This is a genomic window from Bradyrhizobium macuxiense, assembly GCF_001542415.1.
Taxonomy (GTDB): Bacteria; Pseudomonadota; Alphaproteobacteria; order Rhizobiales; family Xanthobacteraceae; genus Bradyrhizobium; species Bradyrhizobium macuxiense.
Genome location: NZ_LNCU01000088.1, coordinates 123,855 through 140,548 on the forward strand (window position 1 = coordinate 123,855; position 16,694 = coordinate 140,548).

At 64.8% G+C, this 16,694-nt stretch carries 13 protein-coding genes, 1 tRNA gene and 1 pseudogene; 5 read left to right on the top strand and 10 right to left on the bottom strand.

Going from position 1 to position 16,694, the window contains the following annotated elements:
* Positions 1-1,612 (bottom strand): annotated as a pseudogene (locus tag AS156_RS25965) (acyl-CoA dehydrogenase family protein); the annotation flags it as partial.
* Positions 1,613-1,844: 232 nt separating this feature from the next.
* Here AS156_RS25965 and AS156_RS25970 point away from each other — a divergent pair.
* Positions 1,845-1,919: transfer RNA gene (locus tag AS156_RS25970), tRNA-Gln, on the top strand.
* 813 nt (positions 1,920-2,732) lie between these two features.
* The gene (locus AS156_RS25975; RefSeq protein WP_066510372.1) at positions 2,733-4,286 is read left to right on the top strand and encodes a porin; all 1,554 of its coding nucleotides are present in this window, start codon (positions 2,733-2,735) and stop codon (positions 4,284-4,286) included.
* An 86-nt stretch (positions 4,287-4,372) separates the two neighbouring features.
* Here AS156_RS25975 and AS156_RS25980 read toward each other — a convergent pair whose 3' ends face one another.
* The 4 genes from AS156_RS25980 to AS156_RS25995 all read right to left on the bottom strand — a co-directional run bounded on the left by AS156_RS25980 (position 4,373) and on the right by AS156_RS25995 (position 8,031).
* Entirely contained in the window at positions 4,373-5,407 is a 1,035-nt protein-coding gene (locus tag AS156_RS25980; protein WP_066510376.1) for an LLM class flavin-dependent oxidoreductase, read from the bottom strand.
* Between the two features lie 227 nt (positions 5,408-5,634).
* The gene (locus AS156_RS25985) at positions 5,635-6,558 is read right to left on the bottom strand and encodes a glutathione S-transferase family protein (protein WP_066510379.1); all 924 of its coding nucleotides are present in this window, start codon (positions 6,556-6,558) and stop codon (positions 5,635-5,637) included.
* A gap of 106 nt (positions 6,559-6,664) precedes the next feature.
* Complete coding sequence (locus tag AS156_RS25990) at positions 6,665-7,423, bottom strand: SDR family NAD(P)-dependent oxidoreductase (protein WP_066510383.1); 759 nt, start codon at positions 7,421-7,423, stop codon at positions 6,665-6,667.
* Between the two features lie 38 nt (positions 7,424-7,461).
* Positions 7,462-8,031, bottom strand: a complete 570-nt coding sequence (locus AS156_RS25995; protein ID WP_066510387.1) for a TetR/AcrR family transcriptional regulator — start codon at positions 8,029-8,031, stop codon at positions 7,462-7,464.
* Positions 8,032-8,139: 108 nt separating this feature from the next.
* Here AS156_RS25995 and AS156_RS26000 point away from each other — a divergent pair, with 108 nt between their 5' ends.
* Together AS156_RS26000 and AS156_RS26005 are read left to right on the top strand one after the other, a co-directional pair.
* Positions 8,140-8,928 (top strand): crotonase/enoyl-CoA hydratase family protein, encoded by a 789-nt coding sequence (locus AS156_RS26000; protein WP_066510619.1) that lies wholly within the window; start codon positions 8,140-8,142, stop codon positions 8,926-8,928.
* A gap of 176 nt (positions 8,929-9,104) precedes the next feature.
* Complete coding sequence (locus AS156_RS26005) at positions 9,105-9,956, top strand: division plane positioning ATPase MipZ (protein WP_160331142.1); 852 nt, start codon at positions 9,105-9,107, stop codon at positions 9,954-9,956.
* A gap of 12 nt (positions 9,957-9,968) precedes the next feature.
* On the opposite strand, the gene AS156_RS26010 is transcribed toward AS156_RS26005, so the two are convergent.
* The 4 genes from AS156_RS26010 to AS156_RS26025 form a co-directional block, all read right to left on the bottom strand.
* Positions 9,969-11,456: a hypothetical protein gene (locus AS156_RS26010; protein ID WP_245313068.1), complete on the bottom strand. Its 1,488-nt coding sequence runs from the start codon at positions 11,454-11,456 to the stop codon at positions 9,969-9,971.
* 84 nt (positions 11,457-11,540) lie between these two features.
* Complete coding sequence (locus AS156_RS26015; protein ID WP_066510392.1) at positions 11,541-12,401, bottom strand: sugar phosphate isomerase/epimerase family protein; 861 nt, start codon at positions 12,399-12,401, stop codon at positions 11,541-11,543.
* Positions 12,402-12,404: 3 nt separating this feature from the next.
* Positions 12,405-13,748, bottom strand: coding sequence for an MFS transporter (locus tag AS156_RS26020; protein WP_066510396.1), 1,344 nt, complete (start codon positions 13,746-13,748; stop codon positions 12,405-12,407).
* 134 nt (positions 13,749-13,882) lie between these two features.
* A complete protein-coding gene (locus AS156_RS26025) occupies positions 13,883-14,755 on the bottom strand; it encodes a phytanoyl-CoA dioxygenase family protein (protein WP_066510397.1) in 873 nt (290 codons plus the stop codon).
* Between the two features lie 99 nt (positions 14,756-14,854).
* Here AS156_RS26025 and AS156_RS26030 point away from each other — a divergent pair, with 99 nt between their 5' ends.
* On the top strand, positions 14,855-15,856 hold the full coding sequence (locus tag AS156_RS26030; RefSeq protein ID WP_066510400.1) for a LacI family DNA-binding transcriptional regulator: 1,002 nt from the start codon (positions 14,855-14,857) through the stop codon (positions 15,854-15,856).
* Between the two features lie 302 nt (positions 15,857-16,158).
* Here the strand turns inward: AS156_RS26030 and AS156_RS26035 are convergent, their stop codons facing one another.
* A complete protein-coding gene (locus tag AS156_RS26035) occupies positions 16,159-16,692 on the bottom strand; it encodes an NADH-quinone oxidoreductase subunit B family protein (RefSeq protein WP_066510402.1) in 534 nt (177 codons plus the stop codon).
* Positions 16,693-16,694 lie beyond the last annotated feature (2 nt).

Below are 16,694 nucleotides of genomic sequence, written 5' to 3' on the forward strand. Positions count from 1 at the left end.
AGCCGCCGAGGGTGGCGCCGAACAGCCGCAGATATGGGGTGGCGCCGGCGAGCGCATCGTTCGGCGCCGAGGCGAGGCGCTCGAGCAGCCATTTGCTGCTGCGATCGAGCGCTGCGTGCGCGTCGCGCAGCTTTGCGCCCGTCGTGCCGAAGGCCGGATCGTTGGAGGCCTCGACCTGTTTGATGGTTGCAGCGAGCTCGTCGAGCAGCGCCCACACCGACGCGCCGCCATTGGCGCCGAGCTTGCGGGTCACGAGGTCGATCGACTGGATGCCGTTGGTGCCCTCATAGATCGAGGTGATGCGGGCGTCGCGATAATGCTGCGCGGCGCCGGTCTCCTCGATGAAGCCCATGCCGCCGTGGACCTGCACGCCGAGATAGGCGACCTCGTTGCCGATGTCGGTGGAGAAAGCCTTTGCAATCGGCGTCAGCAGCGCGCCGCGCGCGGCGGCATCGGAGCGGACCCTGGCGTCCTTGGCGCGCACGGAGATATCGAGCGCGACCGCCGTGGCGTAGCAGATCGAGCGCGCGGCGGCGGTCATGCTGCGCATCTGCATCAGCATGCGCTTGATGTCGGGATGCATGATGATCGGATCCATCCCGTCGCCCTTGTGGCCGACGGCCTTGCCGATAGCTTTCCCTTGCCTGCGTTCCTGCGCGTAGGCCAGCGCCTGCTGATAGGCGCGATCGGCGATGCCGACGCCTTCGAGGCCGACGCCGAGCCGGGCCTGGTTCATCATCGTGAACATGCAGCGCATGCCCTGGTTTTCCTCGCCGATCAGATAGCCGATCGCGCCACCCTTATCGCCCATGGTCATGGTGCAGGTCGGCGAGGCGTGGATGCCGAGCTTGTGCTCGACGCCGGAGGCATAGATGTCGTTGCGTTCGCCGAGCGAGCCGTCGGCGTTGACAAGGAATTTGGGAACGAGGAACAGCGAGATCCCCTTGGTGCCGGCAGGCGCATCGGGCAATCGCGCGAGCACGAAATGCACGATGTTGTCGGTCATGTCGTGCTCGCCATAGGTGATGAAGATCTTGGTGCCCTTGATGCGATAGGTGCCGTCTGCCGCCCGCTCGGCGCGGGTGCGCAGCGCGCCGACATCCGAACCCGCGCTGGGTTCGGTGAGTTGCATCGTGCCGGTCCATTCGCCGGTGACCATCTTCTCGAGGTAGATCTTCTTCAGCTCTTCGCTGCCATGGGCATCGAGCGCCTCGATCGCGGACAGTGTCAGCAGCGGGCAGAGACCGAAAGCAATGTTCGACGCACTCCAGATCTCGGTGCATGCGGCGTTGATCGCGAGCGGCAGGCCCTGGCCGCCGAAGGCTTCCGGACCGGATACCGCGTTCCAACCTGCGGCGGTCCAGCGCTGATAGGCATCGGGCCAGCCGGGCGCGGTCGTCACCTTGCCGTTGTCGAGCTTGATGCCGTGCTCGTCGCCAACGCGGTTGAGCGGCGCCAGCACATCGGAGGCGAACTTGCCGGCTTCTTCGAGCACGGCGGCGGTGATGTCGCCGTCGAAATCGCCGTAATGGCCGGCCTGCACGGCGGCCGCGAGTCCCGCACCGTGATTGAGGGACAGCAGGATATCGTTGATCGGCGCACGGTAGGTCATGGCGTTACTCCCGACGAGGCGTTTGCGAATTGTCTTCCCATGAAACCCGCCGCCTCTCAACTCTCCGAAGCCGGCCGCCGCAGCGGAGGCGGGCGGTTTCGGCGATCGTGGCGTCACGCTATTACAATGGCTGGGCCGGCATCATCCCGCGGCTTTCGCGTGATTTCGGTTGCCGCCCTGTTGAAATGGTCGTGCTCCCTCTATAGACCGGCGTTGCCTTCGATCGGCGCGTTGGGGCGTAGCCAAGCGGTAAGGCAGCGGATTTTGATTCCGCCATTCGGAGGTTCGATCCCTCCCGCCCCAGCCACGAGTTGCTCCGATCTCGCGAATCTCCCGCGGGAGAGATTGCGCCGAGAGTGCAGATTTTCCATCGCCGATCGTCTTTGGAGAATAAAGCTATCGGCGGCGCATGTTGCGCGCGCCGCTGACGCGTCAACGAAATGTCGCACGATTGCGATAACTGCCGGGAATGCACGCCTCTGGCGATTGCCACGGTCCGGGCATGGCGTGCCCCCAATCTTGCAAATACGGCGATCGCTTTGCGGGCCGGATTCGGCTTCAGTGCCATCGCGAAGCCTCCGGCCGGGGCGCCAGTCGACGGTATTGGAGGGCGGCTATGTTCCTCAGATACCGGCATTTTCTGCCCAAAACGAGAGCCGGAAGACGGAATCACCGCCCCCGAAGCGGGCACTGGATACCGCGCTGCAGCGTCGAATGGTGCGTTTTCCACCCCGTTCCGCCCACTGTTGCCCACTCTTGCGCCGGGTAACGTGAATAGAAATATTTCCATTATATTTCAATGGCTTGACAAGATGCCGCAGTTCAAAAGCCCGTGATATTTGTGCAACATTTGCCCGAAAACAGCCGCAACTGACCCGAATCCGAGCGGTCTTTTGTTGCGTGATCGGGGGCCTTCTGTCTCATATGGAACTGCGACGGAGGGGGGCATCCCGAGGTCGTCCCGTTTTAGGTGGTTCGCTTAAGTCCCTCGCGTTCAGCGGGTGTGTCCGAAGGCGCGAAGCGACTGAGCGGGGATTAAGGGACAAGGGAACCAACCTGAGGGTGTTCTACCCGGCGGATCCGGAACCTTCCCTGAGATAGAGCAACTTGGAGGTTTAACATGAACATGGTTAAGAGCCTTATCCTCGGCTCGGCGGCGGCTCTGGTCGCGGTCGGCGGAGCTCAGGCGGCTGACCTTCCCGTCAAGGCCAAGGCCATTGAGTACGTGAAGGTTTGCTCCCTGTATGGTCCCGGCTTCTACTACATCCCGGGTACCGACACCTGTATCAAGCTGGGCGGCTACCTGCGTGTCGACGTTCTCGCGAACACCAACTCGGACGACACCGGCAACACCTCGGGCGCTGGCGCTGCGGGCAACCGTTTCACCAACGGCTACACCTGGCGCTCTCGTGAAGACCTGAACGTCGATACGCGCACCGCGACCGAGTACGGCGTGGTTCGCACCTTCTTCGACGCGACGTTCTCGTGGACGACGGACAGCTACGCTGGCGCCGGCAACGGCTCGACGATCTACTCGCCAATCGGCACCACCCAGGCGCCGAACAACGCCAACGCCGGTGCGGTCGCTGGCGGTACGGTCGGCGTCTACTACGCCTTCATCCAGTTCGCCGGCTTCACCATCGGTAAGGCGGTGTCGCAGTTCAGCACCCCCTGGGCCAACTATCCGGGCAACAGCTACGACGGTCTCGTCGGCGGCGGCGGCACGATCACTGGTGTGAACCAGTTCACCTACACCGCGGACTTCGGCAACGGCACGTCGCTGTCTCTGTCGGCTCAGGATCAGACCCAGTACTATCAGGCTGGCGTGCAGAACCTTGGCGTCCTGACGTCGCCCTACGGTGCGTCGGACTATGCCGGCACGATCGCTCCGGACCTCGTCGCCATGCTGCGCGTCGATCAGGCTTGGGGTCTGTTCCAGGCGTCGTTCGCGGCGCATGACAACCACGCTGCCTACTTTGGTGGTTCTGAGTTGACCGGTCATCCGGACGACAAGTGGGGCTGGGCAGGTCAGTTGGCCTTGTCGATCAAGAACATCCCGACCGGACCTGGCGACACCATCAACGTTCAGGGCGTCTATACCAACGGTGCAAGCCGTTACAACATCCAGGACCTTGCTGGTTCGGCTGGTGCCAACACCATCTTCGGTCACACCAACCTCCCTGGTGCTTACCAGAGCATCGGCTTCGGCATTGCGCCTGACTCGGTGTTTATCCCCGGCGGTCAGCAGCAGCTGGTCACCACCTACGGCATGCGCGGTGCGTACGTCCACAACTGGAGCCCGAACTGGAACACCAGCATCTACGGTGCCTGGGCTCAGGTTAACTACAACAGCACTGCGAAGACCTACATCTGCGGTGCGAGCGGGACCGGTGTTGACGGTACGTGGGGTGCGGTGTTCGGTGCAGCCGGTGTTGCCGGCATGACCTCGTGCAACCCGAACTACAGCATTGCTCAGCTCGGTACGCAGACCCAGTGGACCCCGGTGAAGAACCTGACCTTCTCGGCTGACTTCACCTACACCCATCTGGACCAGAACTATGCTGGCACGCTCGCCTTCCCGGGCACCGCCAGCATCGGCAAGCCGGCCGCCGTGTACGAGCTGAAGAACCAGGACACGTTCCTTCTTCTGCTCCGCGCTCAGCGCAACTGGTAATACCGGCTGATCTGATCAGGATCTAACAGAGCCCCCGACGGGAAACCGTCGGGGGTTTTGCTTTTGAGGCGGCTGGAGGCGATGCGTCACGCCGCGAGCATGTCGCGAACCATCGGCACCACCTTGCGGCCGTAGAGCTCGATGCTCGTCATCAGCTTCTCGTGCGGCAGCGGCCCCGCCGAGTATTTCAGCTGGAAGCGCGCCAGTCCGAGCGCCTTCACCGTCGCCGCGATCTTGCGGGCCACGGTTTCCGGCGAGCCGACATAGAGCGATCCGTGGTCGGCCTCCTGCACGAACTCATCGCGCCCCATCGGCGGCCAGCCGCGCTCCTTGCCGATCCGGTCGCGCATGATCTTGTAGTCGGGCCACAGATCCTCCCTGGCTTGCGCGTCGGTCCCGGCGACATAGCCTGGCGAATGCACGCCGATCGGCTTCGGCTCGCGGCCGAACTGCTGGTAGGCGCGCCTGTGCAGGTCCACATAGGGCGCAAAGCGCGTGGGATCGCCGCCGATGATGGCGAGCATCAGCGGCAGGTCGTAGTGCGCCGCGCGCACCACCGATTCGGGACTGCCTCCGACGCCGATCCAGGTCTTCAGCCGGCCGTGCTCGACCGGCGGATAGACCGACTGGTTGTTGAGCGGTGGCCGCAGCTTGCCCTGCCAGGTCACCGGCTCCTGCTTGAGCAGTTCGGTGAACAGATCGAGCTTCTCCTCGAACAGCTCGCTGTACTGGCGCAGGTCGAAGCCGAACAGCGGGAACGATTCGGTGAAGGAGCCGCGGCCGAGAATCACCTCGGCGCGGCCGTTCGAGACAGCGTCGACTGTGGCGAAGCGCTGGAATACGCGGATCGGATCGTCCGAGCTCAGCACCGTCACCGCCGAGCCGAGGCGGATATCTTTGGTGCGCGCGGCGATCGCCGCCAGCACGGCCTCGGGGGAGGAGATCGCAAAGTCGGCCCGGTGATGCTCGCCGAGCCCGATAAAGTCGATCCCGAGCTCGTCGGCGAGAACAGCTTCGTCGACGACGTTGCGGATCACCTGGGCATGCGGAAGCGGTGCGCCGTCGGCGCCCTTGGTGACGTCGCCGAACGTATCGAGCCCGAATTGGAGGGGGGTAGTCATTGGTCAGTCCAGTTGTCGGCGTGGCGTTGGATCCGCCACGGGCCACCCATCGCACGCAGGCTGAGAGATCGAATTGCGGCAGCTATATCCGCAAGCCTGCGCTGTGGAGCCTTCAGTTGGAGATAGCGGCGACGTAAGGGCTGTTCACGGCGGAACAAGGCCACGTGGCGAAACGCTGGGTTTCTCCGACTGGCCGGCTCGCGCCCGAAGCGCAGGTTGCTCCGCCCTTAGTCGGGTACGACCAGGAAGCCGGCGCGCGGGAAATGCACCACGACCTCGCCGGCGCGCGCGTCGGTCCGGCGGATCGCGATATGCTGCGCCGACAGCGACACGATCTCGCCGTGGACCGGGATCTTGCCGTAGTCATCGGGCATCACGCCGACGCGATCGCCGGGCTTGCGGCCGTTCGGATCGGCGGGGTCGCGGAAGCTCTCCGATTGCGGCGTCGACCGCGCGGCGATCTCGAGCGCGTCGGCCGACGACATCTCGGTGCGCGTGCCGTGCCCGATGCCGCGCATGCGCGTCTCCCAGGCCGAGACGCCGGGAAAATGCACCATCATCTCGTCGAGGGTGGCGACGCTCTGCCGCGCGTACCACACGTTCATGTAAGCGCTGACGTCGGCAAGGCTGAACTCGCTGAGCAGCCATGGCCTGCCGTCGCCGAGCTGCGCCTCGATCCAGTCGACATGGGCACGGAACTGGTCGCGCATCTGCGGCAGCGCCGCCATCATGGCGGCGACTTCGAACTTCGCGCCGCGCAGCTTCTCGCGATCCTCGATGAAGTCCTGCGGCACCTTGTCGCCGATGAAGCCGAACACGAGATTGACGGTGCTCTGGAAGAACGGTCGGTCCGTCCACATGCCGAGCGCAGCCGGCACGCCGGCGTTGCCGCCAGGAAACAGCGTCGGTGTCGGATATCGCCGCTCCAGCTCGCGGATGATGATCTGGGTGTCGCAATAGATGTCGGCGCCGATCTGCATCGTCGGCGTGCGCCGATAGCCGCCGGTCATCGGCATCAGGTCGGGCCGCGGCATGATGCGGGAGATCCGCACCGAATTCCAGGCGAGCTTCTTGAATCCGAAGATGATGCGAATCTTCTCGGAGAAGGGCGACTGATCGAAGTGATGCAGGATCGGCGTCGGCTCTGACACGGCTCCTCCCAGGCTGTGGGCGTCCTTCCAGGATCGCCGCACAGCCTGACAAGATTCCGGCAGATCGCAACCTATTTCCGAGACGAAATCCCGCTCGCCGGTCGCGTCAGAACGACTCCGCCCACGGCCGCAGATCGAGCTCCAGCGTCCAGGCGCTGCGATGCTGATGATGCAGCACCCAATAGGCATCGGCGATGGCCGCGATGTTGAGCAGCCCGTCCGGTCCGCGATCGTCCTTCAATTGCGGCCGCAGGCTCAGCAGGCGATCGCCCTCGATGCCGCCGTCAACGACGACGTGGCCGACATGGATTCCCTGCGGCCCGAACTCGCGCGCCACGCTCTGCGCCAGCGCGCGCAGCGCCGCCTTGGCGGAAGCGAACGGCGCGTAGTTGGCCTTGCCGCGCAGCGAGCCGCTGGCGCCGGTGAACACCAGCGTTCCGCCGCCGCGGGCGAGCAGCGCCGGAATCGCAGCCTGCGCCAGCTGGAAGCCGCCGAGCGCATGCTCGCGCCAATGTTCCTCGAAGCGCTGCTCGCTGACTTTCAGGAACGGCGCAGGCCGGTTGGAGCCCGCATTGTGCACGGCCATCGCGAGCGGCGCGAGCCGCTGGGCGGCGTCGACGAAGCGGGCAACGTCCGCAGCGGACGACGCATCGCCGACGACGTGGGCGATCTTTGCGCCGGTCGCGGCAAGTTCGGCGGCGGTCGCAGCGAGCTTGTCGGCATTGCGGCCGGCGATCGCAACGGGATAGCCGCCGGCGGCAAAACGACGCGCGATCGCGGCACCAAGCCCGTTCGACGCGCCGACGCCTGCGATCAGGACGCTGCCCTGCACGGCAGCCGGCTCAAGCACGGATCGATCGTTCATTGCTCACTCCATCAACCGAGCCCGCGTTGCGGGCGATATCATTCGTCCGCCGCCATCGCGATGACGCCGTCGCGCACCGTGCGCAGCACGGCATCGGAGCGCTTCTCATCGGTGATGACCCGCGAGATGGCGAGCGCGCCGATCATCGCGCTGACGGCCATGATCGCCCGCACGTCACCGTCATCATCGAGCACCTCGGCGACCTTGGCGATGAACGCCTCGATATGTGGCTCCATCACGGCGCGACATTCCTCGTCCGCGCGCCCGACGTCGGAGATCAGTGCGGCGATCGCGCAGCCCGACTTGCGGGAGTCGCGATGCGCGCGGCTGAGATAGCTCCGCGCCATCGAATTCAGGCTGACCGGCTTGTCGGGGTCGCGGGAGGCGTGCGCAGCCGCTTCGCCGGCAGCCAATGCCCGCTGCAGCGCGGCGGCGATCAGGTCCGACCGGGAGGCAAAATGCCCGTAGAATCCGCCATGAGTGAGCTTCACGCGCTGCATCAGGCTGCCGATGCTGACGGCGTCCAATCCCTTGTCGCGGATCTGCGTCGCGGCCTCGGTCAGAATGCGTTCGCGGCTCCTGGCCTTGTCGGCCTGGGAATGGCCCATCTTGCGTCACCTTCGCCAGTTTGACTCTCGATCAGGATTATGACCATCATATATCTGGATGACAAGCATCATCCAGAATTGGGCCGGTCACAAGAATGGGAGGAATCGATGTTTGGCAGCGCAAGCGAGGGGCGGGTTCGTCACGAGCGGCACGACCGAATCCTGAAGATCGTCATCGACAATCCCGCGAAGAAGAATGCGTTCAGTCCCGGGATGATGGCGGAGCTGTCGGACGCACTCACGCTGCTCGACACCGACGACAGCCTTTGGGTCGGCGTGCTCTGTGCCGCCGGCGACAATTTCACCGCGGGTCTCGACATGCCGAAGTTCTTCGGCCCGACCGCGACGCGCAAGCCGTTGCCGGAAGGCAATGTCGATCCGTTCGGACTCGCGAAGCGATGCCGGAAACCGATCGTCACCGCCGTGCAGGGCATCGTGTTCACGGTCGGCATCGAGATGATGCTGGCCGGCGACATCGTCGTCGCAGCCGATGACTGCCGCTTCTGCCAGATGGAGGCGAAGCGCGGCATTGCGCCGCTCGCGGGCGCGCATTTCCGCTACATCAGCCGCGCCGGGTGGGGAGATGCGATGTATCACCTGCTGCTGTGCGACGAGTTCTCGGCGACGGAGGCGCATCGCATCGGCCTCGTGCAGGAAGTCGTGCCGCCAGGGCAGCAGGTCGAACGCGCGATGACGCTGGCCGGCATCATCGCACGCAACGCGCCGCTCGGAATTCAGGTGACGAAAGAGGCGGGCCGCAAGTTCATCGAGGCCGGAGAGCAGGCCGCGATCGCGGTCATTCCGCAGATCCGCGAACGTGTGCTCAACACTGCCGATGCAGCCGAGGGCATCAGGTCCTTCGTGGAGCGTCGCGCCGCCGTCTTCCAGGGACGTTAGTCGCGTTCACGATACGTGCCCACAAATGTGGTTGTGGCAATCATGTCGCAACCATTGCATTTCGATTGCAAATGCGTTGCGACGACTCTTGTCGAGATTCGTCGAATCAGGGAGATTCGAAGCCTTACCGAATTCAATTCGTTCTGCTTTGGCTCAAGCGACCGGTCAGGAATCGCATGACAAACGCACATGTAATTGTCGTAGGAAACAACAAGGGCGGATCTGGCAAGTCGACAGTTGCCATGCATGTCGCCATCGCACTGATCAAGGCCGGTCAGCGCGTCGCAACCATCGATCTCGATAACAAGCAGAAGACTCTGACCCATTACGTCGAGAACCGGCGGGACTGGGCGCGAGAGGCCTCGCTGGAGCTCGGCGGCCCGACGCATATGTGCTTCGAGACGGTGAACGGAAGGACCAGCGAGGTCGAAACGCTCGGGCGCAGCGCGCTTGCAGAGATCGTGGAGCGGCTCAGCCGCTCGCATGATTTCGTCGTCGTCGACAGCCCCGGTCACGACACCTACCTGACCACGTTCACGCATTCGCTGGCGAATACGCTGATCACGCCGCTGAACGACAGCTTCCTTGATTTCGACGTCCTCGGAACCGTCGACCCGAACGATTTCAAGGTGACGGGCATCAGCCACTATTCGGAGATGGTAGAGGAGGCGCGGCGCGCGCGCAGCACTCACGATCAGCCGACTTTCGAGTGGGTGGTGCTGCGCAATCGCCTGTCCACGCTCGGCTCGCGCAACAAGCGCCTGGTTGGCGAGGCCCTGAGCGAGCTGTCGAAGACGCTGAACTTCCGCCTGGTCGACGGATTGGCCGAACGGGTGATCTTCCGCGAATTCTATCCGCGCGGACTGACGGCGATGGATGACATCAGCCAGCTGGCATCAGGTGCGAAGCCGACGATGTCGCATGTCACCGCACGGCTCGAGATGGAGCGGCTGATGACTGCGATCATGCTCGGTCATCTGGTGGCGCGGTCGCCCGAGACGTTCGACGCCGGCCGCAACGCCGCGTAGGGCAGGAGATCGCTACCGACAGTTGGCGTTCGCGGCTTCGGCAACGATCAGGAACGTGATCGTTGCCGGTGTGAACATGATTGGTCCCGCCGTAGTCGCTTCACCGGTGAGAGGCGGGAGTTCGTCCCGGGCATCAAGCGCAAGCATCGTTCCGTTGAGCCGAACCGAGCCATCGGCAAGACTGTCGCTTGCCAGCGTGTAGCGCTCCGCGGCCGCCGGCAACACCAGCTTCCTCGATTTCTTTCTGTCGTTGTTGATGACGAGCAGGGCAACGCCGCCCGGCGTGCCGCGCGCGCAATGCGCGTAGACGTGGAGACCCGGGCGAGCCGAGACACCGGAATCCAGCACGGTCGTTCCCATCAATCGTCGCCACAGCAGCGCGGCCCAATAGTTCGGCCGAGGCAGATGGGATTGCTCGTCGAGCAGGCCATAGTCGCTCGCGGCGAGGGTGTTGTGCATCACCACCTGAACGCCGGCCTTGGCGAGGCGCCCGAGTTGATCGAGGTAACGGAACGTATCGGTGAAGGTCGCGGCCCAGCGGTTGCCGCCGCACGCCGTTTCTCCGGTCTCGGTCAGCCAGATCGGCTTGCTCGGTGCGAGACGATCGCGCAGCGCCTTGTAGACGGCGAGCGTCTTGTCGGTTCGTGCCAGCCATCCATCTGATAGTGCGGTCCCCGGCGTGCGATCGCCGCGGCATCGGGCGGAAAGCGCGCCATAGAAATGGTAGGAGATCGCGCCGACGCCTGGCGCCACCGCGGCGAACAGCGCTGCTATTGTGGGGTTGGTGCCCGCCGTGCCGGGAGCGAGGATGGTCACATCAGGTGCGGCGCTCTTCATGAAGGCGCGGAACGCGGTGAAGTCCCGGCCGTAGGCCGTGGCGTCGTAGCCATCGGGGGCGCCGCCGGTCGCCGGGAGATCAGGCTCGTTCATGAACTCGGCCGCGGCGATATGTCCGCCGATGGATCGCGTGAAGGCGAGCCGCTGCCGTGCCTGCTCCGGTGTCCAGTGTCCGTTGGCGTCGCGCGTGCCGGCGCTGATCGCAAATGACGTGACGATTGGCGCATCGACGGCACGCGAGAAGCCGATGACGTCGTGCCATTGCTGCCTTGTGAGGACGCCCTTGAAGCCCGCCGGCGGTGCTGATGGCGGGGTATCAGTATCTGCAAAGAACGTGCTGTTGGCCCAGGTCCCGCTGACGCGGAGATAGGCGGGACCCAGCGCGGCCGCGAGCCTGCGCAGCCTGATTTCGTGGAGATTGATCGGAGCGCGCGCTGCGAGGCGGTCCGCCTTCGCGGCCGCATGCGTATCGCGTGCTGCATAAGGCTTCCAGAATCGTCCGCCGCTGACCTCGACCATCTCGATGTTGTAGGACTGGAAACGCGGATCGATTGTCGCAATCCGCGGCATGGTTGCGACGTTCAGCGTCAACTCTGCCGCAGGTGCGCTCGTGCAAGCGAAGACCATCGTCGCGGCAATGATGCGCGCGAGGCGTTCGAGCAATTGGGTTCGGCTGTGTGCGCGCAACGGTCCTCGCGGCGTCCTGAACTCCTGTCCCTGTCAGGATGCCGCCGAGGTGAGGTGGAATCAACGCGCGGATTGGTCCTGCGGCTCGTTCGCGATGCGATCCCACAGCGCGCGGATCATGTCCTTCATGATCAGTGCCTCCTGCCAGCGATCGGACAGTTCCCGGCCGTCGGGTCCGGTGATGGCGTAGGGCGGAGGCCCGAGCTCGCACAGGAAGGTCAGTGTCGTATCGGGACCGGCGCGTTTCCTCCAGGAACGGATGCCGTACTCCCACCAGCCCATGAACAGCGAGACCCAGCCCTGATGCTGCGGGAAGCCGAGCGAGATCTGCACTTGCTCGCGGCTTGCGACACGGCCGTGGATGCCCCAGGCATTGTCGAGGATGCGGTGGATCATCGCATGGTTGACGTCATCGACCGGCCAGGCGAATTCGCGGCCGACGAGATAGTGCGAGAGATCGGCGGTCAGCCGCAGATCGGGAAAGCAGTCGAGCAGGTCGAGTGTGAAGAACAGATCGGTCGTCATGCGGTCGCGATGGGTTTCGACATGCACGGCGACACCCGCCTGCTCGCCGAGCCGTCGCCAGCCCTCAAGCAAAGGGATGCAATCCGCAAGCCGCCGCGGACGGACATCCGCCTGCAGGTTGACGTGGTCGGCGCCGAGCTGCGCTACCAGCTCGAGCACCGGTTTCAGATCATCGACCGCCTTCGGATAGCACTGCGCCTGCCAGATCATGCCGTGCGCGCGAAGGAAGCTCGTCGCCTCACGCGCAAAGGCCGGATCGATGAAGCGTACGCCGGCGCCGTCAAACCCGGCATCGCGGATCATCGCGAGCTGGGTTTGCAGCGGCCATTCCGGCTCATCGGCCAGCCGCCGCTCCATCGCCCAGAGCGACTGCAGGATACGAAGCTGCTGCGCCATGGATCAGGCCCGTGCCGGAAGCACGGCGGGCAGTTCCTCCCGTTCGGGCTCGTCGGCCGCGATATTCTCCTGGTACGTTTCAGGTCCAATCCAGATCGCGACCACCGTGCAGGCGGACAGGAACATCGCGTAGCAGGCCACCGGCCACCAGGTGCCGTAGGCTGCCACCAGTGCGGTGGCGACGAACGGCGCCGGCCCGCCCGATAGCAGCGAGCCGAGTTCGCGCGCGAAGGCGAAGCCGGCGAAGCGCCGTTGCGGCGGGAACAGCTCGGCGAAATAGGCCGCCTGCGGCCCGAACATCGCGGCGGTCACGACAGCGCGCGCCAGGATGAAGGCGAGCGCGATCATGATCCAGCTCTTGGTGCCGACCATCCAGAAGAACGGGAAGGAGAGCGCCACACCGGCCAGCGCGCCGAACATGTAGACGGGCCGCCGCCCGATGCGATCGGAGAGTGCCGCGAAGCCGAGGATCGCGAACAGCTCGATCGTAAAGGCCAGCATCAGCGCGCTCAGCGCCTCCGATTTCGGTACGCCGAGGGTGGTGATGACATAGCTCAGGCCGAACACCGGGAAGAAATAGCCGAGCCCGTTCTCGGCCATTCGCGCGCCGAGCACGACAAAGAAGTTGCGCGGGTGACGCCGCAACGCCTCCATGGCCGGATTGCTCTCGACCTTGCCGCGCGCGACCACGGCCTCGGTATAAACCGGCGTCTCTGTCACGCGCATGCGGACGAAGATGCCGACGACGATCAGCAGGAAGCTCGCGAGGAAGGGCAGGCGCCAGCCCCAGCTCATCAGGTCCTCGCGCGGCAGCATCGTCACCAGCGCGAACGCACCGGCGGCGAGCAGATTGCCGACGGAGACGCCGAGCGGCGCGAAGCCGCCCCAGAAGCCGCGATGCTTCGGCGGGGCGTTCTCGACCAGATAGATCACCGCGCCGCCGTATTCGGCACCAGCGCCGAGACCCTGGATCACGCGCATCGCCACCAGCAACAGCGGCGCCCAGATCCCGACTTGCCCATAGGTCGGCAGAAGACCGATCGCGGTGGTGCCGATGCCGATCATCAGCAATGTCGCGACCAGCACCGGCTTGCGGCCGTAGCGATCGCCGAGGATGCCGAACAGCAGGCCACCAAACGGCCGTACCACGAAGCCGACGCCGAAGGTGAGGAACGACAGCAGCGTGCCGACAACGGGATCGCTCTTCGGAAAGAACAGCTCGCCGAACACCAGCGCCGCGGCGGTGCCGTAGAGGAAGAAGTCGTACCATTCGAGCGCGGAGCCGATGCTTGCGGCCAGGATCACACGCAGGCGCGATTTTTTGGCGCCGTTTGCCATCTCGGTCATTCGTTTCCCCGTTATGTTTTTTGGTCGTTTTGTTTGAGCATGATCTTTTCGGAAAACCGGTGCCCACTTTTCCGGATCATGCTCGAGAAAGCAGCAATGCCCGCGGCTTCGGCCGCGGGCATTTGTCGTCGGTGTTAGGCGGCGCGCGTGAAGTAGGATTTCTTCGACGCCGATTGGGTCTCGTAGATCGAGCCCTGCCGTTTCGCCGGTGGCAGCGGCATCCTCACTGGCACGTCGGCGAGCCGCGGCGTCACCACCGAGGGCCCCGCAAGCAAGCGGCTGTCGAATTCGGCAAAGTCCTTCACGCCCATCAGCGGCCAGGCGTCGCTGGCGGCCACTTCGTAGAGCAGCAGGTTGCGCGGCCGGTTCGACGTGTTGGTCGCGGAGCCATGCAGCGCCCGCACGTGGTGGAACGACATGCTGCCGGCCTTGCCCATGCAGGGCACCGCGCGCTTGATGTCGTCCTCGATCAGGTCGGGGTCGATCAGGCCGGCGAAGCAGCCGTCGTCGCCATGATGGTTCCACATGGTGTTGCCGGTGTGCGATCCCGGCGTCACCAACATCGGGCCGTTCTCGAGATCGCAGTCGTCGAGCAGCACGCCGATCGCGAGGATGTCGTCGTTGGTGTGCGGATAGAACGCCCAGTCCTGATGCCATTCGACCGGTGAGCCGTATTGCGCGGACTTCATATTGAGCTTGGAGCCGTGCAGGCGGAGGCCGGGGCCGATCAGTTTGGTCAGGATCGAGATGACGGCAGGGCTGCGGACGATCTCGTCGAAAATCGGATGCGCCTTGTGCGGCGCCTTGATGCGGCGGACGCGCGGGTTTTCCCGCGAATGGCCTGGCTCGAGGTCGTAGACGTCGGTGTGCTCGGTGACATCAGCGGCACCGGCGACCAGCTCAGCGAGCACCGTGCGCACCCGTCCGAGGGTTTCCTTGTCCAGCACTTCGGGGACCACGATCACCCCGTCGCGCTTGTAGGTCTGAGCCAGTTCGTCCGAAATCATGCCGTTTTCTCCCTCATTTGCGCTATGTTAGCGCTAACATATGGGCATGTTAGCGCTAACATTATGGCTTGGCAACCCGGAATCGTGCAGGCTCCGTCCATGAGCTCCGAACTGCCCGATCCTGAGACCGAAACCGCGCCCACGCTTTCAGCAGTGGCCAAGCGGGCAGGCGTCTCCTCGATCACGGTCAGCCGGGTGGTGCGGACGCCCGATCTGGTGGCGCCGGAAACCCGGGCACGGATCGAAAAGGCGATGCGCGAGCTCGGCTATGTCCCGAACCTAGTCGCGGGCGCATTGGCGAGCGCGCGGACCAATTCGGTCGGCGTGCTGGTGCCGACGATCGCCAACTCGATCTTCGCCGACACTGTGCAGGGACTATCCGACAAGCTCGAGCCGCTCGGCTTCTCCGTCATCCTGGCGCAGTCGCGCTACGACGCGGCGCGCGAGGACCGCATGCTCGCGGCGCTGCTGTCGCGGCGGCCCGAGGCGATCATCATGGTCGGCTCGCCGGCGACGGAGGAGGGCAGTCGTCTCCTGCGCAACGCGCGCATCCCGATCGTCGAGACCTGGGACCTGCCGACAACGCCGGTCGACGCGGTCGCCGGCTTCGACAATTACAAGGCCGGCACAGCGGTCGCGCGGCATCTGGTGGCGCAGGGACGCAAAGCGCTCGCCTTCATCGGCGGTGACGATCCGCGCGCGACGCGGCGCTGGCTCGGCTTCAAGGACGAGATTCTGGCGAGCGGCCTTGCCGAGCCGCGCCGGCTGATCCTCGATCGCAATGCGTCGGGCAGCGTGGCGGCGCATGCGCGCCTGCCCGGCGTGGATGCGGTGTTCGCCGCCAACGATGCCCATGCGATCGGCTTCATGGCGGGCCTGCGTAGCGCGGGTCTCTTGCGCGACGGACCGGCGTCAGCGCAGCCGGTCGCCGTCGTCGGTCTCGGTGATCTGGAAATGGGCCGGCTGATCTCGCCGACATTGAGCACGATCAGCGTGCATGGCGACGCGATCGGCCGCACGGCGGCCACCCTGACGCTCGAGCGCGGCGGCGAGCGCCGCATCGACCTCGGCTTCGAGCTGGTGCTGCGCGACAGCGGCTAAAGCGCGATGAGATCAGGTTGAGCTGGAACGGCGTCGAAGGATCACCTCTCCCTTGGGAGAGGTCGATTTGCTCCTGGCGATGCGAAGCATCGTCCAGTGCAAATCGGGTGAGGGGTTGCGGTCTATCGAGAGGGCAAGAGCCCTCACCCGGATTGCTCCGGACGATGCTTCGCATCTCCGAGCGCAATCCGACCTCTCACCGACGGGAGAGGTGAACCGAGGCCGCGCTGATCCAACCAAAACTCATCGCGCTTTAGTGATCTTCGCCGGTGCGGCGTGATCACGGGCCGCAGCCGCTTCACTCAGCGTGCCGCGATGCCTGACTCCACATCGACGAGCAAGGCAAGAAGACCACGGAGAATAGCCATCGGAGACGGAGGGCAGCCCGGAATGTGGAGATCGACCGGTACTACTGCGGAGACCCCGCCGACCACCGCGTAGCTGCCGGCAAAGCATCCGCCGTCCTTCGCGCAATCGCCGACTGCGACAACCCACTTGGGATTGGGCATCGCATTATACGTGCGCTCCAGCGCATCGCGCATGTTTGTCGTAACGGGACCTGTGACGAGCAGGACATCGGCATGACGGGGCGAGGCAACGAACCGGATACCGAACCGTTCGACGTCGTAATACGCATTGTTCAGGGCGTGAATTTCCAGCTCGCATCCGTTGCACGAGCCTGCGTCAACCTCCCGGATCGAGAGGCTGCGGCCGAGGCGGCGTCTTGCGGTGTGGCCGACCATCGCCGCGAGCTCTGCCAGCGCGGCGTCGTCGGGACGCGGCGCCTGTTCGGTCAAGGGCTGGCGAAGCAGGCTCTGAAACAGAAGTTTACGCATCT